Below are 22258 nucleotides of genomic sequence, written 5' to 3' on the forward strand. Positions count from 1 at the left end.
AAAAGAAAGGCGCCTAAGCACCTTTCTTTTGTAATTCACTTAATTCATTTGATTTATAGAAGAAGAAACCGAGAATCCCGCCAATACATGATGGGATTAGCCATCCTATTCCTTCTTTATATAATGGTAACATTTGTAGCACATTAGAAATCGCATCAATTTTAATGTTCGCACTTTCTAAACCGTTAAAGAAACTAATTAACAACGCACCTAAAATAGCTCCGATATATATTGTATTACGCTTCCCTATCCATTTATGGAAATATGAAAGAACGATTAATACAATTGCAACTGGATAAATGATCATTAACACTGGTAATGTTACTGTGATTAATTGTGTTAACCCTAGGTTAGATACAATTAAACTAAATACACATACCATAGTTACAATCGTTTTATGCGAAAGTTTTGGGAATAAGTTTGTAAAGAAGCCAGCACACGCAGATGTTAATCCAACAGAAGTTGTTAAACAAGCGAGTATAATTACAAGTCCTAATAAAATTTTGCCACTTGTTCCATATAACTCATTTACAACATTCGTTAAAATAAGACCACCGTTCTCCGACACACCAAGTGATGTACTTGTAGATCCGAGATATGCAAGTGATAAATATATTAACGTTAAGCCTAATACAGCAATAATCCCTGATACAACTGTTATTTTTGCGATTTGTCCGCTCTCTTTTATCCCTTTTGAGCGAATAACTTGTACAACAACAATCCCAAACACAAGTGCACTAATCGCATCCATCGTTAAATATCCTTGAATAAATCCACCAAAGAAAGCATTCTCTTTATAAGCAGCTAAAGGTGCAGCCGGTTCTCCAATTGGATCAATAATTGCTTTTCCGACAATAACAGCAACAATCAATACTAACAATGGTGTAAGAAATTTCCCGAACCAATCCACTAATTTAGATGGATTTAATGATAAATACCACGTTATTCCGAAGAAAACTATAGTGAAAAGAAATAGCATGTACCACTCAGAAACCATTGTCTCTGATAGAAATGGCTTCATACCCATTTCAAATGAAACAGCTCCAGTACGCGGAATCGCGAAAAATGGTCCAATCGCTAAATAACTAATCAATGGGAAAATAAACGCAAATATAGGGTGAACTCTAGAAGATAGCGCTTTCAAGTCCCCCTCTACAAACGCGACAGCTGTTACAGCTAATAGGGGTAATCCGACTCCCGTTACAAGGAATCCAATTGTAGCAATCCAAACATTTTCTCCTGCTTGTTGACCTAAAACTGGCGGGAAAATTAAATTTCCTGCCCCTAAAAATAGTGCAAATAACATTAAACCAATCGCTACCGTATCACCTGGCCTTAAACGTCCCTTCATGCTTTTCATTTGCATAGCACTTTTTCATTGTTTATATCTCTTTTCACAATATGCTATGCATCCTCCTCTCTGCTCAAGATGATAAAATATGCCCCTTACAAAGCAATGTCTTTCTCCATAATTTCTCCATTCCCCTTATTCTTACTCTAATTATTGATTTTTGATTTTTTTGAATATTCAAGTCATTAGAGTGTTATAACGTGGAGTTTAGTTGTCAGACCTCTTTGTTTTTATCACACATATAGTAACATATTTGGCTGAAAAATAAAAACATATTTTTAAATAGAATTTTTTGAAAATCAAAATTATCCACACATACCTCCTTTATTTATTCTATTACACAAATTTTTTAGAAATTTACGATTTTTACATTTTATTACATTTGAATATTTTTATACAAAAGAAAGTAAAAGCCATCAAAAAATAAGATGGCTTTTACTTGTTAGTCTATCGTTTCAACTTCACGTGGATTATTCATCTCTTCAACATACACAACTCTAAATCCATGATCTTCTAAATCCTTTAGCAATGTTTCTAATTCACTATCTTCAAACTCTTCTCCCAATGTAAACATTATTCTACGTACTAATAAAGCATCATTATCAAAAGTCATTAAGCTTTGAATACCAGTGTATTTCTTTAGCACTGTCGATAATTTTTGAATGGCCCCATTATAATCTTGTGTTCCAATCATGACAGAATATTTACTAGAATGGACTCCCCATGCATCTTCTAATAATTCAAAAACTTTTTTATGAGTTAAAATACCAAGGAAGACCCCTTTTTCATCAACTACTGATAAATACGGTAGTTTTTTAATTGTAAAAAATACTTTAAAGAAGGAAGAGTCTTCTCTCACGTACCCATTTTTATCGTTCAATAATTGTAATACATTATCTTCAAGTGAACCTTTATATTCTAAAATATCTACTTTGTATACATTCCCTAAAAACTTCTCTTTTTTTTCATCTAAAACTGGTACACAACGATACCCCGTTTTATTTAAATGTTCCAGCGTTTCCCCTATCGTAATTGAACTTGAGCAAAACAAAACTTCCCTCTTTGGCACATAATTCCCTTTAATCCTCATAAAAAAGCCTCCTTATGCTAAAATACTTTCTGTGCCATAACTATATTATATTTTCAGAAAAAAATAAATATATTATTTTATTTTTCTGAAAATTATTCATTTTTTCGTCATAATTTATTCATGAATCATTCACTTGTACTCTCTTCAGCATCAAAAATCCCTTCTGAATTCTGGATCACTTTACTGCATCATTGTACGGACCTAATTGCTTTTTAGAAAAATAATGATTTGTCTCCTTACTTTTCATTAACATATTTCCTTTTATAATTAAAAAATAGGTAGCTACTAGAAAATAGATCAGCCCTAATATCCAATCCAAATTTGTAGCCAGATTGTGTAAAAGAACATATCTCATATATGCATAACCAATCGGAACATGTAGTAATACAACCGCACCTAATCCCGGATTGTATATTGTTTTAGCTTTTATATTCGCAAAAATACCATGCCATATGAATTGAAAAAAACCCATTAAAATAGGTGCCATCCCAAGCCATATTATATTTTGAAAGAAAACCGGAAGTAAATAAAAAACATACGCAATCAAAATATTTATTACCATAGCAGATTGCGTATTTAATGGATAGCGATCTGGTATATCACTTTTAAATATAACTACATTAAACAGACCAGCGAAATAACCTGGCCAACGATACTCTTCAAATTGATGCACTAAAATGGCTACAAAACTTAACGCTAACAGTACTTTTATTTCACTTATTTCTCCCAAATTCGCGACTAAACAAACAACGACAACAATAGCCACAACTAACCCTATATCATACCAATGCTTTCTAAAGAAACTAACCATCTCTATCACCCACTATCTCAATTTTTATAAAAATAGCGTTCAAATAGGAAATCAATCTGTTTTTCTATAGGTAGTACTCTTATATCTGCCCCTGATTCAAGAATTGGCATCATTAATGCTGGAAGAAAAATGGATCCAAATATTTGCACTGTCATCATCATTAAAATTTCCTGATCCGCTTCATTTGTTATTTCGCTCAAAATATTCTTCACTTTACTAAAACCTAGCCTCTTCAAAAAATCTCCATATTCGTATTGAGATGTAAATACCGTAGTTCCCATTGCAATAATCTTCCTGACTAACTCAGGATATTGCCGAATTACTAGTACATAATCAAATAAAAATATTTTTAATCTTTCTTTCGCTGGTACTGTAATATCATCTAAAATAGAAAAAGTGCCTTGGAAGCTAATTAACAAAACTTTAATCGCCTCACTAATCAACTTTTCTTTTGAACCAAAATGGTAATTTACAAGCGCAATATTTACATCTGACAATGATGCAATTTTCCTTATCGTTACCCTTTCAAAACCTTCGTTTTTAATTAACTCCAAGGTTGTATTTAAAATCTTTTCTTTCGTTGATATGTTTTCATTTTCCCCCAACTTATCTCCCCCTCTAGAATTTATCGATTAAACAATGATTTAAACATTGTTTAACTTTATGGTATCACTTTCCAATTTGAAAAATCAATTTAATCCTTTCGACATTTACCTACATTTCTTTTCATTCATCCCATACATAAAATAAATTTCTAAAAATAATTTAAAACTATCCATATACCAATACGTAAAGAAAAATATATTGTAACTTCCCCTGAAAAAAGCTAAAATAAGAATAAGAATTTTCTGAATATTCTAAGAGTAGGTGGTTGTATGTCCTTATTGCGCTCACATATATGTAAATTTATAGTTGGTATTTTTATTATTTTTGTCATAAGTCCTATTCCAGCATTATTCATTACACATAATTACTCTTACACAACTGGATTTATTAGCATTTTTCATGACTTTGCACAACTTTTTTCTATTTCAATTCCAAGAATCGATTGGATGCATGAACCTATCCTTTTCTCAGCAAATCAGATTATAAATACACAAAATATGATACATACTTCTAGCCATTCGTCACCACTATTCCCCTACATATGGGAAATATATTTTTTATCAATCGTTCGTTTCACATTCACTCTTGTAATCGGTTTCTTTATTAGTTTAGGGATCGGTCATCTATTTTTAAAAGCACCGAGATCAATAAGAAAGTGCACTTCCTTATTGCGCTGGATACCATATTCTTTTGGTACTGTGATATTACAATGTTCAGTACTATTACTACTACTCTACATCGCGGAATTCATGAAGGTTCCTTTCTTCTCCTCTTTTATCATCGTATGTAGTACTTCCATGATAATCGTTCTGCAAGCAATAAAAAAATGGCTTCCTTTCTTAAATAATACAAATGAATACGAAATAAAAAATTCAGCCTTCCTTGTTGATACGTTATTTATGGCGCTTACTTCCAATCATAAATCTATTCTAAGTTCCATTATTCTTTCATTTGTTTTTATGGAATGTGTTTTTCACGTAAACGGACTCTTACAATTTATCGTTCAATTTGGTGGAAATGCACCTATAGTTGTCGCAATTGGTTTATTACTTCTTTACATCCCATACAGCGTATTATCTTTTCTCCAAACACTATGGACAACAAACTACAATAAACAGCAAACATACACTTTAACAAGAAGTATTTCAAAACCATAACGTAGAATAACCGTCTACTTTAAATTAAAAGTAGACGGTTATTCCTATTATATAGAGGACAAAATAACAGCAAATTAAAAAACTACTATAGAAACCTACCATTATTTACCCATTTTCTTTGACTAATCTTTTCATTTGGATTTATTATAAAAGTATAACATAATTACAGGAGGTGACATCTTTATTCCAAATTAGGAATAAAGAACACACTTGGACATATTAAATATTTTTCTCATCTTTATACTTATCCTTATTTCTGGTTTTTTCGTTGCTTCAGAATTCGCTGTCGTAAAAGTACGAAAAAGTCGAATTGACCAGCTTGCTAATGAAGGTAATAAACAAGCATTAGCTGCAAGAAGCGTTTTATCTAACTTAGACGTTTATTTATCCGCTTGTCAGCTTGGCATTACTATCACCTCTTTAGGACTTGGTTGGCTTGGTGAACCAACTGTGGAACATTTACTGCGACCACTATTTGAAAAAATCAATATTACTGGAACAATGGCTAACACGTTATCCTTTATTATTGCTTTTAGTGTGATTACTTTTTTCCATGTTGTATTAGGCGAGTTAGTTCCTAAGTCTTTCGCAATCCAAAAAGCTGAATCAATCACATTAAAATTTGCAAAACCGCTTATTTTATTTGATAAAATTATGTATCCGTTCATTTGGCTTCTCAATAGTGCAGCTATATTTTTCACAAAATTACTCGGTTTAGAGCCTGCGAAAGAAAATGAACTTGCCCATTCCGAAGAAGAACTACGACTCATTTTAGGTGAAAGCTATAAAAGCGGCGAAATTAATCAAACCGAATATAAATATGTAAATAATATTTTTGAATTTGATGATCGTGTTGCTAAAGAAATTATGGTACCTAGAACTGAAATGGTTTGTTTATCTACTGAAAATACGTTAGAAGAAAATATGAAAATCGTTGCAACTGAAAAGTATACACGTTATCCTATTATTGAAAAGGATAAAGATGATATTATTGGAATGATAAATACGAAAGAGATTTTTCATAATCAAACAAAAGGCATTTACAAACCACTTGATGCCTACATACATCCTGTTTTAACTGTATTTGAAACAGTTCCCATTCGTAAAACGTTAATACACCTCCAAAAGAACCGCGTACAAATGGCGATTGTTATGGATGAATACGGCGGAACTGCTGGCCTTTTAACGATGGAGGATATTCTTGAAGAAATTATCGGAGAAATTCAAGATGAATTTGACGCAGACGAATCACCAATGATTGAAAAGCGTACTCCTAGGCTTACTGTTTTAGATGGGAAAGTACTCATTTCTGAAGTAAATGATATGTTTGGCCTACATATCGATGAAAGTGATTTAGATACAATTGGTGGTTGGCTTCTCTCTCAATCAATTGATTTAAATATTGAGGCTGGCTATTCAGTTGAATATGATGGTTTTCAATTTAAAGCATTAGAACTTGATGGGCATCAAATTAAAAAGATTGCTGTACATAAATTAGATACTACAAAGGAGTTATAAAGTGACTGTTTTACTAACAATTTGTATCATTGCTTGTTTCATTGTTTCATTTCTTGCCTTTATATACCCCATTATCCCTGGCATCCTTGCCGTATGGGCTGGCTATTTCATTTATCATTTTGGAATAAACGGCGGAGAGTTAACGACATCTTTTTGGATTATTCAAGTCATTTTTACACTCTTCATTTTCGTTGCTGACTTTATTGCAAATGGATACTTCCTAAAAAAATACGGAAGTACAAAATCGGGCGAACGTGTTGGTATGGTTTCTATCATTGTCGGATCGTTCTTCTTCCCACCATTCGGGCTTATTATCATACCGTTCTTATCTGTATTTATTACGGAACTAATGCATAAAAAGGCGCCAAAAGACGCCCTTTTAGTCGGAATTGCAACTGTTGTCGGTTTTTTAAGTAGTACAGTAGCGAAAGCAATTCTCCAAATCATTATGATTATCATCTTTGTATGCTATATCATTTTTTAGCCATCCCTATTTTGGGATGGTTTTTTAATATGAAATACCTACTCGGCTTTTCTCGTATAAGCTTTTATTACGTAAACTCCATGTAAACTGAGCTGTATCACCAACTGTGATTTTCGATCCATCTGTTGGCAACATATCTTGTTCAGTTCGATATACACCGGTTACATCACCATCTATTAAATGCGTCGGACAAACAACAGTCCAACATAGTTTACTATTATTCAGCGCTTCATAAGCAGCTAAATGATCTTCCGCAGCTGTTGTCATTTTTCTTTTCGATTCTTTTGATTGGAAACGATATATACTTGGGTTTGTTCGTGCTTGTAAAATACCAGCAGTTCCTATTGTAACAATTTTCTTTATGCCCTCTTCTTCCATTTGCTTTATAATAATCGGTAAACTCTTCTCTAACGTCCCATTCCGATCAGTTCCAAGAGCACTAATTACAATATCACATCCTTTAATCGCTTCCTTTATATCATTTCCGTTTAACACATTTCCCTCTATAATATGTAACCTTTCATGCTCTGTTTCCACTCTACTCAAATCACGAACTAATACCATCACTTCATATGAATCATGTAATGCCAATTTCATAATGTGTGATCCTACTCTACCTGTCGCTCCTAATATACATACTTTCATATATTATCCCCTCTTCCATTCTTTCTCTCTATTTTTCCGCAAAACTTACAAATACGCAACAAAAAAGCTCCCTCATATATGTGAGGAAGCTCTATTATCCATTTATCCCGCATTAACGGGCAGTAAATTCGGCGAATGCGAGGAAATTAGGCGGGAGATAACTGCCCGTTAATGCCCGATTGGTGTGGGCTAATAATCAGTGGGGATGGACAAAATCCCCACTGATTAAAGTTTCACTTTATTTCTTTTCTTTCGAATCAGAAGATTTTTCTGTTCCACTTGTTTCTTTATCTTTCTTTTCATCTTGCTGCGAAGTTGTGTCATCCTCTTTCTTTTTATCCCCATCTTTACTACAACCTACCATTAATAAAGAACTTGCAAGTGCCATAGCAGTTAATGACTTAACCCATTTGTTCATTTGCGTTTCCTCCCTTTGATAGAATATGTACAATCCCATATTACTCTTTTTTTTTAAAGGGAAGATTTAAAAATAGTAAAGATACAGTAAACTTTTGTAAATTTTCGGATAACATAACCAATCTTTAATCCTCCCATTCTAATTAGACATAAAAAAACTAAGGCGCCTTTCATTCCACCTTAGCTTTTCACGCGAATTTTTCACTTTCATATACATGTTTAATTTTATATTCCTTCTTCACAACATATTGCCAAACACTATAAGCATAACGATTCATTTTCACAAAACAATTTTCCAAGAAAGAACGAAACTCTGGGTTCGCAACTTCCACTGCAACTTGAGCAAACTTTAATGCTAATCGCTTCAAATGTGAAATATAACAAATAGCAATCCCAATATCCCCTGTATATTCATTATCTGTTTCCCTATCCATTTCAGTAAATTCCGGCCACATTTGTTTACAAGTTATATGTTGTATATTTTCTCCTTCTTGAAAATTCACTTGTTCATTATATGCTTGTAACATATACGGCAAATGATGCTGTAATATATCCTTTAATTCTTCATCTCGAACCTTGCTCGTGTATTCTCCAACTTTATATATAAGTGTGTAACTATATGTCATCAATTCTTTCATACAATCCATTAAAGCGCCTCCCTTCCTATTTCATCTCTATACTATAAATATGATGCGATAACATTTGATATTCTTGCTAGAAACCAATCCCATCTACTAATTTTCTCAAAATCTTCTTCAGAAAATCGTTTTGATTTATGAAAGTCTTCTTTTAATCGACTCCATACGTCAGCAACGACTGTCTTATCATATATGAAACAGTTAGATTCGTTATTTAAGTAAAAACTTCTATTATCAAAATTTGCTGTACCAATATCAACCATTTCCTCATCGATGATTGTTACTTTCCCATGAAAAAATCCATTTCGATATTGATAAATCTCCGCTCCAGCATCTAACATGTCTTTCAAATAAGGATAGGCAGCCTGTTTTAGCAATACTGCATCACTTTTAAATGGGACGAGGATTTTTACATGGACACCACGATTTAATGCATCTTTCAGCCCCTTCACCATTTCTTTACTCGGTACAAAATATGGTGTAGCGATAATTAAAGAATGTTTTGCCTTCTTTAAAAACGCTCCATACTCCTTCCATAAACCTTTTCCATTCGAAAATACGTATTGATATTTTACATTTCCTTGTACAGGTAACTCTTGGTGTATAGGAAACTTTTCTCCCGTATCTTCTTGCCAGTCTTCCGCAAACTTCCGTTCCATATCAGTAGCTCCATTCCCTTCGATGCGTACATGATAATCACGCCACGGACCAAATTTAGGATCCTGTCCAAGATATTCCTTTCCGATATTGAAGCCACCAATGTACGAAACTTTCCCATCTATAGTAACAATGCGTCTATGATTACGTTGATGCAAAGAATAAAATAAGTTTTTTAATTTAGGTTTTTTACTAAATGTAAACTTCACGCCTTTTTCTTTTAATTGATCAATTATCTTTTTCTTAAGCTTATATCCGCCAATGCGGTCTACTGACAATTTCACATCTACTCCGCTAGATGCTTTTTTCTCTAATAACTGTAAGAACTTTTGGCTTATTTCATCTTTTCCTACAATATAAAAATGAATATACACATTCTTTTCTGCACGATTTATATCCTCAAATAAACTTTTATATAACTCATCACCGTTCGTATATACTTGAAAATCCCCTGATCGGATTTTTTCTAATTCATATCCACTAGCCATTTTCTTCCCCATTTCCACATCAACGTTCATCCATATGAATACACCTATAAAACAAATTATTACAATTAAAAAGCGCTTCATGGATACGTTCCTTTCTCTAACTACTGTTATTCCTATATCTTTCCTTTTTTAAAACATTATCATACAAAAAATATGTCATTGCATGATATACGTCCATATCAAACAGGAGCTCATCTGCATATTGTATGTTGTATCTTAAAATAAAAGGAGGAAATAACAATGGGCTTCGCACATGGTAATGGATTTGCGCTACTAGTCGTATTATTTATCCTCTTAATTATCGTCGGTGCTGCTTGCTTCTGCTAAGCAGTTATTGTAGTACGATATGGGGATGAAAAAAATATAAAAGCGGACACCTATTTTTAGGTGTCCGCTTTTCATTTCAAAAATCTCCTAACCTATTACAAAATAGTACCACTAGGAAAGTATTTTATATCAAAAAGTTAGCAGTGTAGCTACCTTCTTACTCTCTGCCTTACGAATATGGCGCTGTTCTGCACGTAACACAGCAATTCGATGCAATTCTTTCTCCTCTTCTGTCTCAGGGATAACACGCGGTACAGGAACTGGATTATTCTCCTTACTAAGCGCAACAAAAGTAACGAATGAAGTTGCTGCTACACGTTTTTTACCTGAAATTAAATCTTCTGCTACTACTTTCACAAATATCTCCATAGAAGTTCTTCCCGTCCAAATTACGAAAGATTCATAACTAACACAATCTGAAGAACGTACTGGATGTAAGAAATCTACCCAATCCATAGACGCTGTGACACATTCCATTCTCGAGTGTCTCGTTGCTGAAATTGAAGCAACCATATCCATCTCCGCCAATATCTTTCCACCAAATAGCGTGTTATGATCATTTAAATCCGTTGGAAATACTCGACTCGTTTTAAACACCCTTGATTCATTAGCTGTTTTACCCTTTACTTCAGTCATTGTTATCACCCCTTTAATTATTTATCCCTAATATCCCAATATACACTACACCTCATGAACTACACGTTTAATATTAACAATTTTTAGAACTTTTAGTCCACAAAAAAGAACCGATTTTATCAATCGGCTCCTCTAAACACATATTGTTCTTTCGGCTGTTCAACTTTATTCCATTTCGTTACCTCTAACACTGGAATATTCGCATGAAACGGCTGATAAAATTCAGTTGAAATTTCTCCCTCTATCTGAATCCAATCATCATTTTTCCACTCTACCCCTTCTGGTTTTTTAACTAACATACCATATACACCCGAATCCGCAACACAATGTATAATGCCGAAACGGAATAAGAAATATTGTTCCTTTTTAGAAGAATCATCTCGGAAAACAAATCCTTTATAAGACAGGGTTTTACCAGTAAATTCACCAGGATAATTATAAATTGTCTCCATACCCTTTAAGAAATCTTCATCTTTTAAAGTGATATTATCTTTCGTAACAAACTCTTTCTTCCCTTTTTCCATTACACCACGATATCCTTCTTTCCCGTAATAAATACTCGTGTCAGGTCTTAGAAATTGTCTTGTCATAAATGGATCTTTACTTTCTGCTTGCGCTACCGGAAAATGGAATCCCTTCGCCTTAACAATATCGGAATCTAATGTTGCAATTGGGAAAAACAATCCTGTAATGATTGGAAAACAGAATAACGTGTAAGAAAACACTTTTTTCCACCATGTATTCTCATCTTTCGAATGATCATGCCCACAATGACTATGATCACAACTACAATCATGTTTCTCTTTTTCCTTTTGGTGCTCTTTTTGGAAAACGATAATAATTTGTACAATCGTTAAGAAACCTAAAATAATAGCAGCAGTTTTTGATAAATAGGCGTACTTCATATTTATATACTTCGTAATGTTACCGGAAATATGAAGCTGTCCAATTAAAATTGTAAAGCCTAATAATATATATGCTCGAAACATAACCTACCACCCCATCGCATAAATGAGTAGTGAGCTTGCATAAACAACAAGGGTAACTGTAACCGTCACAACAATTACAAATTTTGTTTTAAATGTCGCAAGCATCATAAACATATTTTTAATATCCACCATCGGTCCATATACGAGAAACGCGACAAGTGACGCTGTTGAAAATGTACTTTGGAACGAAGAAGCAATAAATGCATCCGCCTCTGAACAAAGTGATAAAATGAAAGCAAGTCCCATCATTACAGCTGATGAAGAAAACGGACCTTGTCCAATAGCAAGCAATGTTGAAGTTTGTACAAACGTTTGAACTGCAGCAGCAATTAACGCTCCTAACACTAAGTATTTTCCCATTGAGAAAAATTCCTCAACAGCATGTGTACATACATCCCACATTTTTGTACGTAACGGACGCTTATGGTTCACTTCTGGGAAGTGATCATCTCTTAATTGATGTTCTTTAAACATAAATGATAATATAATTCCAACGATAATTGCTACGATAATCGCTACAATAGAACGATACCATACCATGTGCATACTACTTCCAAAAGCAACATATGTTGCAAATAATACAACTGGATTAATAATCGGTCCAGTTAACATAAATGCAATTCCTGCATAGGGTGGAACCCCTTTTCCGATTAATCGTCTTACAATCGGAACAATTCCACATTCACATCCAGGAAACATCATACCTAAAAAAGTAGCTAATAAAACAGACAGAAATCGGTTTTTAGGCATCCATTTTGCCACCATATCTTCTGTCACAAACATTTGAATGAATCCTGAAATAAATACACCAATTAGCACAAAAGGAAGTGCTTCGATTAATATTGAGATAAAGATTGTATTCATTTGCAGGAATGCTTTCGGTAATTGAAACAATTCCATGATGTATTTCCTCCAACTTTTCATTAACAATATGTAATTTTAACCCCATTTCATTATTTGAACAAGAGTTATATGGAATTCATAACCTTCATACACATTACATTTCACAAGTTATATTCTGTTCCAAAATTGAGATTTCATAGCAAAAAAAGCTGCGCTAGCACAGTTTTATAACTATGCTAGCGCAGCTTTCCTATCATTAAAAGTAACGTTTCTTCCAAAAAACAAATGCTAAAGTGAAAGATAATGTTACACATATTATAAGTACAATTACAAAACCATGTGCTTCCCCTTCAAACGGAACCTTTACATTCATTCCAAAGAAACTAGAAACCATCGTTGGTAATGATAAAATGATTGTAATAGAAGTCAACAGTTTCATAACACTATTTAAATTGTTAGAAATAACCGAACTAAATGTATTCATCATTCCACTTAAAATGTGACTATATATTTCCGCCATTTCAATAGCCTGCTTATTTTCAATTAATACATCTTCTAGTAAATCTTGATCGTCTTCATACATTTTCAAAAATGTACTGTTTCGCATTAATTTTTGAATTACAATTTTATTTGCCTTTAATGATGTTGTAAAATAAACTAAACTTTTTTCAAGGCCGAGCAATGTGAAAATTTCTTTATTTTTCATCGACTTATTTAATTGGTGCTCTAAATCGATTGTTTTTCGATTAATTTGCTTTAAGTATCTTAAATAATAAGTAGAAATTGTATATAAGAGCTGAAGTGCGAAGCGCGTCTTTTTAAACGTATAAAATTCTTTAATACGTTGATTAATAAAGCGTTCAAAAATTGGATTTTCTTCTAAGCAAATAGTAACAAAACAATCTGGCATTACAATCATACCTATTGGAATCGTGTCATAAATTGAATTTCCTTCTTCATCATGTCTGACTGTCGGAATATCCACGATAATTAAAGTATTATTGTCTTCCTTTTCAATACGAGAGCGTTCTTCATCATCCAAAGGGTCTTTAATGAAATCTAAGTCTACATTTAAAGTTTGTACTAGATACTGAATTTCTTCTTCTGTTGGATGAAGTACATTAATCCAGCAGCCCTTTTGCATTTCCTCAATCTCTTGTAGTTTTCCGTTTCGGTCTGTTAAATAAATATTTAACATACTATCACCCCGATTCTTTTTACATGTGGGAATCTACCTCACTTAAACAACAGTTTTTGAACCGCTATTTTCAGCATATGAAACAAACGATTAAATTTCAATAGAAAAATTATTTTGAAAACGTTTTTTTAAGAAAAATCTTGTAAACATAGAAAAAGACAGAGTGTTCTCTGCCTTTAAAAAAGCTTATGTTGCCTTTATAACATATTTAGAAAGCATCCACAAGTTAAAGCCGACTGAAATCGTATAGCCAGCGTATGTTGAAATGATAAAACTTACATAATCAAAATACGGTAGCAATACAATATTTAAAACGATCTTCACAGTTATTCCGATTACTAATCCTAGCACTGTTTTCTGTTGTTGATTAATTCCTTGTAACATGGCAGCGGTTACTGTAAATAGTGAGAATAGTATACAAGCAGGAGCATAGTACTGCAAAATAATACTGCCCATCTCCGGATCATTTCCAGCACCAAATAAAAGAGTATACACTGGTTTTGCTAAAATCATCATTCCAATCGCCGCCGGTACGGTAATTCCTACCACTAATAAATTTGTCCTTGTAAAGTGTTTATACAGTAGCTTCTCATTTCCCGCTGTATAAGCTTTCGTCATCTCAGGTACAAGGGACATACTAAAAGCTGTTGCAACAGAAACCGGGATAAGTACAACCATCTGAACAAGGCCAATAATCGCATTAATCTTTTCTGCTTCTCCTTGCATATATCCTACTTGTATAAGTAGCTTATTAATTGTAAATGTATCAATCGTCTGATATAACGGAATCGCTAATCCTACTACAACGAAAGGAATAGAATATGTAAACAGTTCTCTATACAACGAAAAAAAAGTTTTCGTCGTTTGTGGTATACTGGCAATCTCTTTTTTCTTTAAATGTTTTCTCCTTCTTATATAATACGCACTTAAAACACTTAATCCACCTAGTGCTCCCATAAATGCTCCAAACGTTGAAATACCAACTGCCAACGAAACAGAAGCTTTTATAACATATAAAACGACAAAGCTTCCTATCAAAATAGTTAAGACCCGAAAAAATTGCTCTACAACTACACTGAGTGCAGAAGGTCCCATAGATTGAAAACCTTGAAAGAAACCACGTAACAAGCTCATTACAGGAACGAGTATTAACGCAAAACTTACAATTTGAATATTGTGTGTGACAGCTACCACACTATTACCCGACTGATCATTTCCATCAATCACAAGTTTAGCTAAATGTGGTGCTAACATATATAATGCTAAACAAGAAATAACGCCCATAATGACCATAAAAACGATACCACTCTTTAGCACTCTCTTAACAGTGTGATAATCATTGAGTTGATCATATTTTGAAACCATTTTTGAAACGGCAAGTGGCAATCCCATCGTTGCAATACTAAGCATAATTGTATAAGGACGGTATGCATACGTATATAATACGTACCCACTCGTACCCACCATTGCTGTAAATGGTATAACATATATAAACCCTAACATTTTAGATATCATCGTTGCCATCGTTAAAAATATCGTTCCACGTAAAAACGGTGATCCTTTCATCACATTCCCCCGCTACGCTTTATTATTACACATTATGGACAACTCCTTTTTTTTAGAACTGAAACAATAAAAAAAGCCAATGAAAAATCATTGACTTTAACGCGCTACTTTTTTCTTTTTTAAATACTTTAAACCGAAGTATAGAGCAACAAAGAGAACAGCCCCTATAATTATGTAATGTGTGTAATCAGATGCATACTCTTTAATATGTCGCCAATTTCCACCAAGCTTTTCACCTAAGTATATAAATAGTATTGACCATGGAATAATCGCTACAACTGTATACAGTGTGAAAAGTTTTAATGGCATCTTAGCTAGTCCTGCCGGAATAGAGATTGCATGACGTACAATTGGGATAAAACGTGCCGAAAATATTACTCCAGCTCCGTAACGCTTAAACCAATTTTCTGCTATGTCTAAATGGTGTTTATTAATAAGTAGATATTTTCCATATTTCTCTACAACTGGACGTCCTCCATAGTATCCAAGCCAATATAAAAAGATTTGCGCTAAAGTACCACCGATTGTTCCAGCAATAACTGCACCGAAAAAGCTAATTTTACCATCTGCGACTAAAAAGCCAGCATACGAAAGTACAATTTCACTCGGGATAATTTCAATCATTAAAGCTAGTGCTACTCCAAAGTAACCTAGACTTGCAAAGAATTGCAATAACTGATCTATTATGTTTGCTAACATTTTCTTTTCTATCTCCTTTTTTCTTCACATACCATCCCATTATTACATAAAGGTTGCATTCTGCCAATATCTTCATTTCAACAATATCATCGGCATAAGCATTATTAATCTATTAATATTTCTTTTTGAGGTTCTTTCATGTAGGCAAACATTTCTTTAATTTGCTCTTCTGTATTTCTAGCAATCGATAAATTAGGCAATTCATTCTCATCAAAAAACTCCACATCTTCTGTTTCAATACTAGTTTTCTTTTCGCCACCAATAATCTTACAGCCAATAAAAATTTTATATACATGTGTTGCTGAAGGCGATGGTTGATGTTTTTCTTTATCAAATATAGCGAGTAGCTTAAAATCATCTACTTCATAGCCCGTCTCCTCTAAAACTTCTTTTGCTGCTACTTCTGTTGGCGTATAACCAACATCAGCCCATCCACCTGGCAATGCCCATTTCCTATCACTTTTTTCTTTCACAAATAATAGTTTTTCATTTTGAAAAATAACTGCCCGTATATCAACTTTAGGTGTTTGATAGCCTGTCTCACTTGCAAATAAATTCTCTACTACTTCCCAATCTGTCTTTGTGTAATGTGACATCATTGAAACTGAAATGTCCCGTAATTGTTGGAAACGCTCTATATCATATACATCCTTAGAATACGTTAAACCCGCTTGAGCTATAGATTGTATTTGTTTTACCCAATCAATCCACTTGACCGTCATGTTTCCACATCTCCATTCTTTATTAAGTAAATATTACGTCAATTAAATCGATACATCTTTATTATACAAAAAAAGAGATTGATAATGTTCCAATCTCTTTCAAAATTAATCCAATTCATGTAAGTGGTCTTGTATATACTTCCTTCTTTTATTTATATATTCATCAATCATATCAGCTTCTTGATCAAATGTTTCTAATTTTCCTTTCATATATAGATCTTGTAGTAAATATGGACGAATCGATTCACACAAACCTTCTACTTTCGGCATCATAAACGAAACGGTAAATTGTTCTTCTAATATTTCTTCTAAAATACTTCGGTATTGTTTTCTAAATACAGGTATATCTAACAATCTTGCACTTAACGTATTATAACCTTGAATACGAATATATTCATGATTAAGTGGTCTCCCTTGTACATCTCGCCCCCAAGTCGCATCATAATCCCATGGTATCACTTCAAATAAATTTGTCTCATCGTTATGATATAGTGCATAGTTATGAACGAAGCCATCAAAGTTTTGCGTAAAAATAACTCCAGCTAACCATCGTAAATATTTATCTACATGTAGAAACTTCCCGATTTCTTTTTCATAATCTTCCCTCGACAAAGTATTCGCTTGAAATACAAATTCACTCAGTTGTTCTTCACTATTTTTATTCGAATATTTAAATTCATAACCCGCAAAGAGCTCTGTCTTAACATCTTTATCTCGCTCACTCATTAACGAAAAATTCGCATCATCATCTATCGCATAATAAATAGAACCACTCGGTAGCCCTCTATTTTTCAAAAAGTTTTCATCAACTGATTCTAACTGTAAATACACACCTTGAATTTGACCATTAATTTTTATAAATACATGTTGTGATTTTGGCGAAAGTACACCAATATCATGAAAAAAATCTAAAGATAATTTATTTCGTATGAGAGACGGATCCATAAACTCAGAATTCAAATGAAACTCTTTCGCGCCTTGAAATTTTTTCGGTTTATAAAACATAACATGATAAGATTTTTTCTCAAATTCGCGAATATGAGCCCCTCGGTATACGATATCAATGTCATACTTCTTTTTTCCATAAGTTAATTTTGCTGGCACTGGACTATCTGACCAAATGTCCTTTTTCAATTCCACTAAGTACATTGGATGAACAAAAAAATCATATGAAGGCAGCATATTTTCTCATCCCTTCTCAGTTCTCTTCATTCAATGTATGCGCCTTGTCTTGTCCATACATCCGCTATCATCTATTTATATAAAATTACACTCTTGTCCTGTTCAGAAAGAAGTCGAATCTCATATCATGTTAAGGAAAAAGAATACCTTTTCAATTTAACACTCGATAAGGAGGATTTCTATGAAACGTGATATTAGAAAAGCTGTTGAAGAAATCAAAAGTGCTGGTATGGAGGATTTCTTACACCAAGATCCAAGTACTTTTGAGTGCGATGATGATAAATTCTCTCACCATAAATGTACAACAGGGTGTAAATGTACAACAGGGCGTAAATGTACAACAGGGCGTAAATGTACAACAGGGCGTAAATGTACAACAGGGCGTAAATGTCCAAGAACAAGATGTACTCGCGTAAAACATTGTACTTTCGTTACAAAATGTACTCATGTTAAAAAATGGACGTTTGTTACGAAATGCACTCGTGTGCGCGTTCAAAAATGGACGTTCGTTACAAAAGTTACTCGTAGAAAAGAATGCGTTTTAGTTACAAAACGTACTCGCAGAAAACATTGTACGTTCGTTACAAAATGCATACGCTTTGAAAAGAAATTTTTCTGGACAAAACGAAGTTTCTGTAAAAAATGCGAATTCTTCCCTCACGGACACGGTAGCTCTTGCGATGATGATTGTGATCATGGTAAAGACTGTCACGATGACGGGCACAAATGGAATGATTGCAAAGGCGGACATAAATTCCCATCTTGCAAAAATAAGAAATTCGATCACTTCTGGTATAAAAAACGTAATTGCTAGTTTTTTATGTCCACCAAAAAAGGTCGCTTTGCGACCTTTTTTACGTTTACTGAAAATGACTTATATCTGCAAATTGTTTTACTTTACCACGGTTTTCATCAAATTCAATCACACTAAGACTCGCGCTATGCATAAATGGCTCTTCCCATACATGTTCAATTTCAAAACCTGCAAAATGCCCTACGAGTAATTTCGCTGCTGCAGCATGAGTAACTATTAAAATATTTTCTCCTTTATGCTTTTCTAAAAGAAAGTGTATCCCTTCAATTACTCTTTTATGAACGGCCGCAAAGTTTTCCCCTGATGTTGACTGAAAAAGATGTGGTTCATTCCAAAATAAATGTACTTCTTCTGGATATTGCATTTCCAAGTCAGCAATTGTTTGCCCTTCCCATATCCCCATGTTTATTTCATAGAAACGTTCATCTTCTATAATTGGAAGATCGCGTTCCCCTTTAATCAATTCAGCAGTATGAAGCGTTCTTTCGCTTGGACTACTATATATGGCATGGAGTGGTAAATCCTTCATACGCTCCCCTAATTGTTTCGCTTGTATCATACCATTCTCTGTTAATGCTGAATTTTTCCGTCCTTGCATCCGCCCTGCTACATTCCATTCTGTTTCACCGTGCCTTGTTACATATACCGTTGTCTTCATTTCACATGCCCCCTTACCATTTTGGCCGCGATTCCCACGGCTCTACTCTCCCTACAATCCATTCTGTGCATTTACTTTCAATTCCTTTTATAACTCCGTCAGCAATCTCTTCATGAGTAAGCCATCTTGCATATGTATCTTCTAAAATAAACCCTAATATAATTCTATAATAACTACATAATGTCCCACCTATTTTTTGTGACTTCGTACGCGATGCACTACTACCTAATATATGAAATAAACTATACTTTTCCGATGACAATTCAACTTCATTACAAATGAGTCGTAATGCATGCTTAGCACTCGAATGTACCCATGCAACTACTAATGTAATTGGACCATTCTGTTCAATTGTATTTGTAATAGATCGCTTTAGACCATCGTCATTTTGATAATCTAAAGGAAGACATGTAATATTTTCTGGTGCCGAACTAGCTTGCTTAACATTTTCTAATTTCACTTCATCTCGTCCAATAACAGACACACGAAATCCTTGATCACAAAGCCACATAGAAACTTTCTTTAACATTCCTGTTCCACCAATTACAAGTGCATGCAACTTCTTCCCCCCTTAGTAAAATGTCATATGAGGTTTTTCTTCCCTATAATAATTTAGACGGTCTTGCAGTGTCCCTGAATGAAACTCGAACTTGTGACCGTCAGGATCAACAAAATATATAGACCTACAATCTCTCACATTACGTTCTCTTCCTTGTAAAATATGAACATTATTTTCTTCTAACCGATGTAACAGGCATTCAAAATCTTTTTGTTCAACAGAAAATGCGAGGTGCGTATAAGATTGATGAATCTCCTTTCTCGGAATATGTGTTTCTTCATTAAGCGCTATCCATACTCCACATATATTAAAATATGCAAGTTTTCTCCCCTTGACTAATAATTCTCCTTCCAATACTTTCTCGTAAAATGTAATAGAGTTTTCTAAATTGGACACTGAAAAACAAAGATGATTGATTCCCTTTAACAACTCTAATTCCTCCTATACAAATAAAAGATGAGCGAAAATTCACTCATCTTTTATTATACTATTTCTTTGTAATATATGCCCATTTATAACTGAAGTCTCCACCAAACGTATGGTTAGCGATACCATTTACATACGTCTTCTCTAAGTAAGCCGTACTTTGTTGGTACGTAGGAGAGATTGCAGTATCTTGACCAATTAAGATTTTTTCAGCTTCTGCAAGTGCTTTCCAGCGTGCTGCGTCATCTTTTAGTAGTTCTCCTTTTGATTTTGCTACTAAATCATCGTACTTCGGATTTGAATAATCCATTTCATTAAATGAGCTTCCAGTAACGAACATATCAATATATGTCATTGGGTCTGGATAATCTGGACTCCATGCAGATAATGAGAATTCATATTCAAATTTCTTTTCTAAATCTAACTTCTGCTTATATGGTTGTTGCTTCAAATTCACTTTAATACCAGGTAAGTTTTTCTCTAATTCTTCTTTAATAAAGTCGCCCACTTTTTTACGACTACCGTTATCATCATTTAGTAATTCTACTGTAATTGTATCTTGACCAAGTTCTTTCTTCGCTTCTTCCCACAGTTTTTTTGCTTTCGCAGCATTATCTTTACTGTCACGGAAATTTTTATTTACAGTACGGAAGTCTTTTCCATCTGGTCCTGTCGTAAACTTTTCAGGTACTAAGAAATACGCTGGCAATGATCCATCATTCAAAATTACATCCGCAATTCCTTTTTTATCGTACGCTAAATCAATCGCCTCACGAACCTTTTGATTTTTAAACGTTGCATTTTTTTGATTAAAACGTAGGAAATACATACGTGGGTCTAGCTTCGTTTTAAATTCATCTGGTTTATTCTTTTTATATTTGTCTACAAACTCAGAACTTAAAATGACACGGTCTGCTTGATCACTATCATATAAATTTACCCCAGTACTTGTCTCTTTTACTATACCCACATTAATTTCTTGTAATTTTACAGCATCTTTATCCCAATAATTTGGGTTTTTCTTTAACTGGTAACTTTGTTCATGTTTCCATTCACTCATTGTAAATGGTCCATTGTACAATAATTTATCTGCTTCTAATCCGTATTTATCCCCTTGTCCTTTTACATACTTTTCATTTAATGGGAAGAATGTAGGGAACGAAGTAAGCTCAAGGAAATAAGGTGCTGGTTGCTCTAATTCTACTACCAACGTTTTATCATCCTTCGCTTTAACACCTAATTGATCCGACGGTACTTCTCCTTTATTTACTTTCTGTGCATTTTTCACATCAAATAAAATAAATGCATATTCTGCTGCTATTGCTTTATCTAATGTACGTTGCCATGCATATACAAAATCTTGTGCTCGAACTGGATCACCATTTGACCATTTTGCATCACGTAATTCAAATGTATATGTCTTTTTATCTTCACTAATCTTCACGTCTTTGGCCATACCTGGAGTTGGTTTATTATCTTTATCTAGACGATATAATCCTTCCATTGCATTTACAAATACACGGAAAGATACAGAATCTGTTGATTTAGATGTATCCATTGACGGAATTTCAGCTGTTTCTAGCAAATTTAAAACTTGTTTATCTGCCATTCCCTTACTTGATTCTTTCTTCGTTGTCGAAGCCTTCTCCCCATTCCCACATCCCGCAACCAGTACACTAGTCGATAACGCAAGTGCAGCAATTGTTGTTGTCTTTCTCTTCATTCTTCCTTCCCCCAATCTATATGTATAAGTTAAAACTTGTATAATATATTTTAT

At 33.7% G+C, this 22258-nt stretch carries 25 protein-coding genes; 5 read left to right on the forward strand and 20 right to left on the reverse strand.

From position 1 onward, the window contains the following. Positions 1-13: 13 nt before the first annotated feature. From brnQ4 to DN408_RS25510, 4 genes are all read right to left on the reverse strand, one after another. On the reverse strand, positions 14-1351 hold the full coding sequence (gene brnQ4 / locus DN408_RS25495; RefSeq protein ID WP_396022273.1) for a branched-chain amino acid transport system II carrier protein BrnQ4: 1338 nt from the start codon (positions 1349-1351) through the stop codon (positions 14-16). Positions 1352-1793: 442 nt separating this feature from the next. Then, a complete protein-coding gene (cbpA, locus tag DN408_RS25500) occupies positions 1794-2441 on the reverse strand; it encodes a cyclic di-AMP binding protein CbpA (protein WP_002186059.1) in 648 nt (215 codons plus the stop codon). Positions 2442-2616: 175 nt separating this feature from the next. Continuing rightward, positions 2617-3261: an HXXEE domain-containing protein gene (locus tag DN408_RS25505; protein WP_002148541.1), complete on the reverse strand. Its 645-nt coding sequence runs from the start codon at positions 3259-3261 to the stop codon at positions 2617-2619. Between the two features lie 8 nt (positions 3262-3269). Further along, a complete protein-coding gene (locus DN408_RS25510; protein WP_002086042.1) occupies positions 3270-3857 on the reverse strand; it encodes a TetR/AcrR family transcriptional regulator in 588 nt (195 codons plus the stop codon). Between the two features lie 270 nt (positions 3858-4127). On the opposite strand from DN408_RS25510, the gene DN408_RS25515 reads away from it, so the two are divergent. The 3 genes from DN408_RS25515 to DN408_RS25525 all read left to right on the forward strand — a co-directional run bounded on the left by DN408_RS25515 (position 4128) and on the right by DN408_RS25525 (position 7017). Next, complete coding sequence (locus DN408_RS25515) at positions 4128-5015, forward strand: hypothetical protein (RefSeq protein ID WP_078178623.1); 888 nt, start codon at positions 4128-4130, stop codon at positions 5013-5015. 210 nt (positions 5016-5225) lie between these two features. After that, positions 5226-6533 (forward strand): hemolysin family protein, encoded by a 1308-nt coding sequence (locus tag DN408_RS25520; protein ID WP_147740431.1) that lies wholly within the window; start codon positions 5226-5228, stop codon positions 6531-6533. Position 6534: 1 nt separating this feature from the next. Beyond that, entirely contained in the window at positions 6535-7017 is a 483-nt protein-coding gene (locus DN408_RS25525; RefSeq protein WP_000217328.1) for a DUF456 domain-containing protein, read from the forward strand. A gap of 24 nt (positions 7018-7041) precedes the next feature. On the opposite strand, the gene DN408_RS25530 is transcribed toward DN408_RS25525, so the two are convergent. From DN408_RS25530 to cls, 4 genes are all read right to left on the reverse strand, one after another. Next, complete coding sequence (locus DN408_RS25530; protein WP_147740432.1) at positions 7042-7662, reverse strand: NAD(P)-dependent oxidoreductase; 621 nt, start codon at positions 7660-7662, stop codon at positions 7042-7044. 238 nt (positions 7663-7900) lie between these two features. Further along, on the reverse strand, positions 7901-8080 hold the full coding sequence (locus tag DN408_RS25540; RefSeq protein WP_016120072.1) for a hypothetical protein: 180 nt from the start codon (positions 8078-8080) through the stop codon (positions 7901-7903). A 187-nt stretch (positions 8081-8267) separates the two neighbouring features. Beyond that, positions 8268-8726, reverse strand: a complete 459-nt coding sequence (locus DN408_RS25545; RefSeq protein WP_002135854.1) for a spore coat protein — start codon at positions 8724-8726, stop codon at positions 8268-8270. Between the two features lie 32 nt (positions 8727-8758). Next, a complete protein-coding gene (gene cls / locus DN408_RS25550; protein WP_002127002.1) occupies positions 8759-9943 on the reverse strand; it encodes a cardiolipin synthase in 1185 nt (394 codons plus the stop codon). A 159-nt stretch (positions 9944-10102) separates the two neighbouring features. Between cls and DN408_RS25555 the strand changes: the two genes are divergently transcribed. Continuing rightward, a complete protein-coding gene (locus DN408_RS25555) occupies positions 10103-10189 on the forward strand; it encodes a YjcZ family sporulation protein (protein WP_000505094.1) in 87 nt (28 codons plus the stop codon). A gap of 129 nt (positions 10190-10318) precedes the next feature. On the opposite strand, the gene DN408_RS25560 is transcribed toward DN408_RS25555, so the two are convergent. From DN408_RS25560 to cotH, 8 genes are all read right to left on the reverse strand, one after another. Continuing rightward, on the reverse strand, positions 10319-10825 hold the full coding sequence (locus DN408_RS25560) for an acyl-CoA thioesterase (RefSeq protein ID WP_002012448.1): 507 nt from the start codon (positions 10823-10825) through the stop codon (positions 10319-10321). A gap of 119 nt (positions 10826-10944) precedes the next feature. Then, entirely contained in the window at positions 10945-11814 is an 870-nt protein-coding gene (locus DN408_RS25565; protein ID WP_002012447.1) for a TIGR03943 family putative permease subunit, read from the reverse strand. A 3-nt stretch (positions 11815-11817) separates the two neighbouring features. Beyond that, on the reverse strand, positions 11818-12714 hold the full coding sequence (locus DN408_RS25570) for a permease (RefSeq protein WP_000418719.1): 897 nt from the start codon (positions 12712-12714) through the stop codon (positions 11818-11820). A gap of 199 nt (positions 12715-12913) precedes the next feature. After that, positions 12914-13855, reverse strand: a complete 942-nt coding sequence (locus tag DN408_RS25575) for a magnesium transporter CorA family protein (RefSeq protein WP_000932386.1) — start codon at positions 13853-13855, stop codon at positions 12914-12916. Positions 13856-14041: 186 nt separating this feature from the next. Beyond that, positions 14042-15421, reverse strand: a complete 1380-nt coding sequence (locus DN408_RS25580; RefSeq protein WP_002031482.1) for a putative polysaccharide biosynthesis protein — start codon at positions 15419-15421, stop codon at positions 14042-14044. Between the two features lie 96 nt (positions 15422-15517). Beyond that, positions 15518-16120, reverse strand: coding sequence for an undecaprenyl phosphate transporter UptA (uptA, locus tag DN408_RS25585; protein ID WP_078178627.1), 603 nt, complete (start codon positions 16118-16120; stop codon positions 15518-15520). A gap of 104 nt (positions 16121-16224) precedes the next feature. After that, positions 16225-16842: an NUDIX hydrolase N-terminal domain-containing protein gene (locus DN408_RS25590; RefSeq protein WP_002031477.1), complete on the reverse strand. Its 618-nt coding sequence runs from the start codon at positions 16840-16842 to the stop codon at positions 16225-16227. Positions 16843-16947: 105 nt separating this feature from the next. Then, on the reverse strand, positions 16948-18024 hold the full coding sequence (cotH, locus tag DN408_RS25595) for a spore coat protein CotH (protein ID WP_016126799.1): 1077 nt from the start codon (positions 18022-18024) through the stop codon (positions 16948-16950). A 181-nt stretch (positions 18025-18205) separates the two neighbouring features. Here cotH and exsB point away from each other — a divergent pair, with 181 nt between their 5' ends. Beyond that, complete coding sequence (exsB, locus tag DN408_RS25600) at positions 18206-18838, forward strand: exosporium protein ExsB (RefSeq protein ID WP_147740433.1); 633 nt, start codon at positions 18206-18208, stop codon at positions 18836-18838. Positions 18839-18884: 46 nt separating this feature from the next. Here the strand turns inward: exsB and DN408_RS25605 are convergent, their stop codons facing one another. The 4 genes from DN408_RS25605 to DN408_RS25620 are packed head-to-tail and all read right to left on the reverse strand — an operon-like array spanning position 18885 to position 22204. Then, complete coding sequence (locus tag DN408_RS25605) at positions 18885-19496, reverse strand: phosphoserine phosphatase 1 (protein WP_002012438.1); 612 nt, start codon at positions 19494-19496, stop codon at positions 18885-18887. 13 nt (positions 19497-19509) lie between these two features. Next, complete coding sequence (locus DN408_RS25610) at positions 19510-20055, reverse strand: short-chain dehydrogenase (protein ID WP_002031473.1); 546 nt, start codon at positions 20053-20055, stop codon at positions 19510-19512. Positions 20056-20067: 12 nt separating this feature from the next. Then, positions 20068-20484 carry a FosBx1 family fosfomycin resistance bacillithiol transferase gene (gene fosB / locus DN408_RS25615; RefSeq protein ID WP_078178629.1) on the reverse strand — a complete coding sequence of 139 codons (417 nt, stop codon included), beginning with the start codon at positions 20482-20484 and terminating at the stop codon, positions 20068-20070. A 58-nt stretch (positions 20485-20542) separates the two neighbouring features. Further along, complete coding sequence (locus DN408_RS25620; RefSeq protein WP_078178630.1) at positions 20543-22204, reverse strand: peptide ABC transporter substrate-binding protein; 1662 nt, start codon at positions 22202-22204, stop codon at positions 20543-20545. Positions 22205-22258: the final 54 nt, after the last annotated feature.

The sequence above is a fragment of the Bacillus sp. AR13-1 genome (assembly GCF_008042285.1).
GTDB lineage: Bacteria > Bacillota > Bacilli > Bacillales > Bacillaceae_G > Bacillus_A > Bacillus_A mycoides.

Coding starts and splice junctions, on each gene's coding strand:
- brnQ4 (WP_396022273.1), bottom strand. CDS start 1,351: ATGAAGGGACGTTTAAGGCCAGGTGATACGGTAGCGATTGGTTTAATG.
- cbpA (WP_002186059.1), bottom strand. CDS start 2,441: ATGAGGATTAAAGGGAATTATGTGCCAAAGAGGGAAGTTTTGTTTTGC.
- DN408_RS25515 (WP_078178623.1), top strand. CDS start 4,128: ATGTCCTTATTGCGCTCACATATATGTAAATTTATAGTTGGTATTTTT.
- DN408_RS25530 (WP_147740432.1), bottom strand. CDS start 7,662: ATGAAAGTATGTATATTAGGAGCGACAGGTAGAGTAGGATCACACATT.
- DN408_RS25540 (WP_016120072.1), bottom strand. CDS start 8,080: ATGAACAAATGGGTTAAGTCATTAACTGCTATGGCACTTGCAAGTTCT.
- DN408_RS25545 (WP_002135854.1), bottom strand. CDS start 8,726: ATGGATTGTATGAAAGAATTGATGACATATAGTTACACACTTATATAT.
- cls (WP_002127002.1), bottom strand. CDS start 9,943: ATGAAGCGCTTTTTAATTGTAATAATTTGTTTTATAGGTGTATTCATA.
- DN408_RS25555 (WP_000505094.1), top strand. CDS start 10,103: ATGGGCTTCGCACATGGTAATGGATTTGCGCTACTAGTCGTATTATTT.
- DN408_RS25560 (WP_002012448.1), bottom strand. CDS start 10,825: ATGACTGAAGTAAAGGGTAAAACAGCTAATGAATCAAGGGTGTTTAAA.
- DN408_RS25565 (WP_002012447.1), bottom strand. CDS start 11,814: ATGTTTCGAGCATATATATTATTAGGCTTTACAATTTTAATTGGACAG.
- DN408_RS25570 (WP_000418719.1), bottom strand. CDS start 12,714: ATGGAATTGTTTCAATTACCGAAAGCATTCCTGCAAATGAATACAATC.
- DN408_RS25575 (WP_000932386.1), bottom strand. CDS start 13,855: ATGTTAAATATTTATTTAACAGACCGAAACGGAAAACTACAAGAGATT.
- DN408_RS25580 (WP_002031482.1), bottom strand. CDS start 15,421: ATGAAAGGATCACCGTTTTTACGTGGAACGATATTTTTAACGATGGCA.
- uptA (WP_078178627.1), bottom strand. CDS start 16,120: ATGTTAGCAAACATAATAGATCAGTTATTGCAATTCTTTGCAAGTCTA.
- DN408_RS25590 (WP_002031477.1), bottom strand. CDS start 16,842: ATGACGGTCAAGTGGATTGATTGGGTAAAACAAATACAATCTATAGCT.
- cotH (WP_016126799.1), bottom strand. CDS start 18,024: ATGCTGCCTTCATATGATTTTTTTGTTCATCCAATGTACTTAGTGGAA.
- exsB (WP_147740433.1), top strand. CDS start 18,206: ATGAAACGTGATATTAGAAAAGCTGTTGAAGAAATCAAAAGTGCTGGT.
- DN408_RS25605 (WP_002012438.1), bottom strand. CDS start 19,496: ATGAAGACAACGGTATATGTAACAAGGCACGGTGAAACAGAATGGAAT.
- DN408_RS25620 (WP_078178630.1), bottom strand. CDS start 22,204: ATGAAGAGAAAGACAACAACAATTGCTGCACTTGCGTTATCGACTAGT.